The 4,337-nt window shown below is 67.1% G+C and carries 3 protein-coding genes; 2 read left to right on the forward strand and 1 reads right to left on the reverse strand.

The window, feature by feature from the left end; all coding sequences use genetic code 11:
- Positions 1 to 74: 74 nt before the first annotated feature.
- Complete coding sequence (locus QN345_RS15960) at positions 75 to 1,460, reverse strand: glycine--tRNA ligase (protein ID WP_134449209.1); 1,386 nt, start codon at positions 1,458 to 1,460, stop codon at positions 75 to 77.
- Between the two features lie 210 nt (positions 1,461 to 1,670).
- On the opposite strand from QN345_RS15960, the gene QN345_RS15965 reads away from it, so the two are divergent.
- Together QN345_RS15965 and QN345_RS15970 are read left to right on the forward strand one after the other, a co-directional pair.
- Positions 1,671 to 3,980, forward strand: coding sequence for a carbon starvation CstA family protein (locus tag QN345_RS15965; RefSeq protein ID WP_134449210.1), 2,310 nt, complete (start codon positions 1,671 to 1,673; stop codon positions 3,978 to 3,980).
- A 10-nt stretch (positions 3,981 to 3,990) separates the two neighbouring features.
- Positions 3,991 to 4,269, forward strand: a complete 279-nt coding sequence (locus QN345_RS15970) for a YbdD/YjiX family protein (protein WP_416172962.1) — start codon at positions 3,991 to 3,993, stop codon at positions 4,267 to 4,269.
- Positions 4,270 to 4,337: the final 68 nt, after the last annotated feature.

The raw sequence follows: 4,337 nt of genomic DNA on the forward strand, positions 1-4,337 counted from the left end.
TCGGCGAGCGCGGTTGCTGCGCCGCTGCGCGGGTGGCGGACCACACGCGCAGCGGCGAAAAGCCCGTGCTCGGGTCAGGCTCCGCGGAGGCGCTCGGCGAGGTAGGCGTCGAGCTTGTCGAGCGGCACCCGCTCCTGCTGCATGGTGTCGCGGTCGCGCACGGTGACGGCCTGGTCTTCGAGAGAGTCGAAGTCGACCGTGATGCAATACGGGGTGCCGATCTCGTCCTGGCGGCGGTAGCGGCGCCCGATCGCGCCGGCGTCGTCGAAGTCGACGTTCCACGACTCGCGCAAGCGGGAAGCGAGGGAGCGCGCCATCGGCGAGAGCGCCTCGTTGCGGGACAGCGGAAGCACGGCGGCCTTGATCGGCGCGAGGCGCGGGTCGAGCTTGAGCACGGTGCGCTTGTCGACGCCGCCCTTCGCGTTCGGCACTTCCTCCTCGTGGTACGCGTCGACGAGGAACGCCATCAGCGAGCGGGTGAGCCCGGCCGCCGGCTCGATTACGTAGGGCACCCAGCGCTCGTTCTTGGTCTGGTCGAAGTACGAGAGATCCTTGCCCGATGCCGCAGCGTGCGTCTTGAGGTCGAAGTCCGTGCGGTTCGCCACGCCTTCGAGCTCGCCGAACTCACTCCCGCTGAACCCGAAGCGGTACTCGATGTCGACGGTGCGCTTGGAGTAGTGCGAGAGCTTCTCGGCCGGGTGTTCGAAGAAGCGCAGGTTCTCCGGCTCGATGCCGAGGCCGGTGTACCAGCTCATGCGCTGCTCGAGCCAGTACTCGTGCCAGGTCTCATCTGTGCCGGGCTCGACGAAGAATTCCATCTCCATCTGCTCGAACTCGCGGGTGCGGAAGATGAAGTTGCCCGGTGTGATCTCGTTGCGGAAGCTCTTGCCGATCTGGCCGATGCCGAACGGGGGCTTCATCCTGGCAGCCTGGAGCACGTTGGCGAAGTTCACGAAGATGCCCTGCGCGGTCTCTGGACGCAGGTAGTGCATGCCCGCCTCGTCGTCGACGGGACCGAGATAGGTCTTGAGCAGGCCGGAGAAGGCGCGCGGCTCCGTCCAGATGTGCCGGTTGCCGCAGTTCGGGCAGGGGATGCCGTCGAGGCCGCCCTCTGCGGGGCGCCCCTTCTTCTCCTCGAACTCCTCCTCGAGGTGGTCGGCGCGGAAACGCTTGTGACAGCTCGTGCACTCGACGAGGGGGTCGCTGAAGACCTCGACGTGACCGGATGCCTCCCACACCTTCCTGGGCAGGATCACCGAGGAGTCGAGCCCGACGACGTCGTCGCGGCTCGTGACCATGAAGCGCCACCACTGCTTCTTGATGTTCTCCTTGAGCTCGACGCCGAGGGGCCCGTAGTCCCACGCGGACCGGGATCCGCCGTAGATTTCACCCGCCTGGAAGACGAACCCGCGGTGGCGGGCGAGGGCGATGACGGAATCGAGGCGGGAGGGTGCGGCCACGGTGGCTCCAATGGTCGAGGGTGGATGTGGGGCGTGCCGTGCGGAAAATCCCGGTCAGGCGTACCCATTTTAGGCGCTCGTCCCGGTGCGCCCCTCTGGCTGTTAGCCTTGCTAAGGAATCATCACGAATTCAGCTTTTTCTCAGCTTGGATTCGGCACGGTCGTGAACCGCACCTCAGCACCATCTGCACCACCCTCAAAGGAGAGATCATGGGCACCAGGCCCCGCACGCCGCACGACGCTTTCACGGGGGCCGGTCCGCTCGATCGCGATCCGTCCCTGCTCCCTGTCGCACTCGACCAGACCGAGCACGACGCCCAGGAGCGACGCTGGACCCCGGCCAAGATCGCACTCTGGGCCGGCATCTCCCTCCTCGGCGGACTGAGCTGGGTCATGCTCGCGGTTGTCCGCGGCGAGACCGTGAACGCCATCTGGTTCGTCTTCGCCGCGGTGTGCACCTACCTGATCGGCTACCGCTTCTACTCGAACTACATCCAGAAGCACCTGCTGAAGCCCGATGACCGCAGGGCGACCCCCGCAGAGTACAAGGCGGACGGCAAGGACTTCGCGGCGACGGACCGCCGGGTGCTGTTCGGCCACCACTTCGCCGCGATCGCCGGGGCAGGCCCGCTCGTCGGCCCGGTGCTCGCCGCGCAGATGGGCTACCTGCCCGGCACGATCTGGATCATCGTCGGCGTCGTTCTCGCCGGTGCGGTGCAGGACTACATCGTGCTGTTCTACTCGATGCGCCGAGGCGGACGTTCGCTCGGCCAGATGGCCCGCGACGAGCTCGGCAAGATCGGCGGCACCGCCGCCCTGATCGCCACGATGGCGATCATGGTCATCATCGTCGCGATCCTCGCCCTCGTCGTTGTCAACGCCCTCGCGGCGAGCCCCTGGGGCGTCTTCTCAGTCGGCATGACCATCCCGATCGCGCTCTTCATGGGCTGCTACCTGCGCTTCTTCCGCCCGGGCAAGGTCAGCGAGGTGTCGATCATCGGGTTCGTGCTGCTCCTGGCCGCCATCATCGGCGGCGGCGCCATCTCGAACACGGCGTGGGGAGCATCGTTCTTCCACGTCGACCCGGTGCCGCTCGCGATCGGCATCATCATCTACGGCTTCGTCGCAGCGATCCTCCCGGTCTGGCTGCTGCTCGCCCCGCGCGACTACCTCTCGACCTTCATGAAGATCGGAACGATCGGGATGCTCGCGATCGCGATCATCATCGTGCGCCCGGAGATCACGGTCCCGGCATTCAGCGAGTTCGTCGCCAACGGCGGACCGGTCGTGAGCGGGTCGCTCTTCCCGTTCCTCTTCGTCACGATCGCCTGCGGTGCCCTTTCCGGCTTCCACGCCCTGATCGCCTCCGGCACGACCCCGAAGCTCATCGAGAAGGAACGCCAGACCCGCTTCATCGGTTATGGCGGCATGCTCATGGAGAGCTTCGTCGCGATCATGGCCCTCGTCGCCGCCGTCTCGATCGACCGCGGCATCTACTTCGCGATGAACTCCTCGGCGGCCCTCACCGGGGGCACCGTCGAAGGCGCTGTCGCGTTCGTGAACAGCCTCGGGCTCACCGGGGTCAACCTCACCCCCGACATGCTCACCCAGACGGCGAAGGACGTCGGAGAGGCCACGATCGTCTCCCGCTCCGGCGGCGCCCCGACGCTCTCGGTCGGGCTCGCGCACATCATGCAGCAGGTCGCAGGAGGCTCGGGCATGATGGCGTTCTGGTACCACTTCGCGATCATGTTCGAGGCGCTGTTCATCCTCACCGCCGTCGACGCGGGCACCCGCGTCGCGCGCTTCATGCTCCAGGACAGCCTCGGCAACTTCTTCCCGAAGTTCAAGAACACCTCCTGGCGCACGGGGGCCTGGCTCACCACGGGCATCATGGTTCTCCTCTGGGGCGCCGTGCTGATCATGGGCGTCACGGACCCGCTCGGCGGCATCAACACCCTGTTCCCGCTCTTCGGGATCGCGAACCAGCTGCTGGCCGCAATCGCACTCGCGGTGTGCATGGCGATCGTCGCGAAGCAGGGCAAATTCAAGTACATCTGGATCGTCGCCGTGCCCCTCGCGTTCGCCGCGATCATCACGATCTACGCCTCGATGCTGAAGATCTTCTCAACCGTCCCCGCGGTCGGTTACTTCGCCCAGAACAAGGCATTCTCCGACGCCCTCGCGGCGGGGAAGACCTCGTTCGGAACGGCGCCGAGCGTCGCGGCCATGGAGGCCGTGGTACGGAACACGATGGTGCAGGGTCTCCTGTCGATCCTCTTCGTCACCCTCGCGATCATCGTGATCGTCTCCTCGGTCGTTGCGACCTGGAAGTCCTGGAAGAGCCGCGATTTCGGCACCAACGAGGACCCTGCGCTCCCGTCGCAGATGTTCGCGCCCTCCGGCTTCCTGCCGACCCCGGCCGAAAAGGAGCTGCAGGGCCGCTGGGAAGCCCAGGCTGCCGCCGAGAAGAACGCCCGGACGGCGCGGAACGCCGGCGCGGGCACCCCTGGCCGGTGACGGTCCGGTGATGACAGCAGGGGCACGCCGGGGGCAGCGGATGCCCTCGGCAGGCGGGACCTCGCTCGCTGCGCTCCTCGGCGGCATCCGCCGGGCAGCGCGGAGCGTGGCCTGGTACGTCAAAGGGGTGATGGGAGAGGACGCCTGGGACAAGTACCGGGCGCACCACGAGGCCGCGCACGGGACCGCGGACCCTGCTCACCCCACCGAGCGGATGATGACCGAGCGCGAGTTCTGGCGGGACCAGACCGACCGCCAGGACGCCAACCCGCAGGGCCGCTGCTGCTGACCCACTCCTGAGGCTCGCGAAAGCGGGTGAGCCGTCGTCATGACTGGGGCAGACCGACGGCTCACCCG

The organism is Cryobacterium sp. 10I1, from assembly GCF_035019805.1.
GTDB lineage: Bacteria > Actinomycetota > Actinomycetes > Actinomycetales > Microbacteriaceae > Cryobacterium > Cryobacterium glucosi.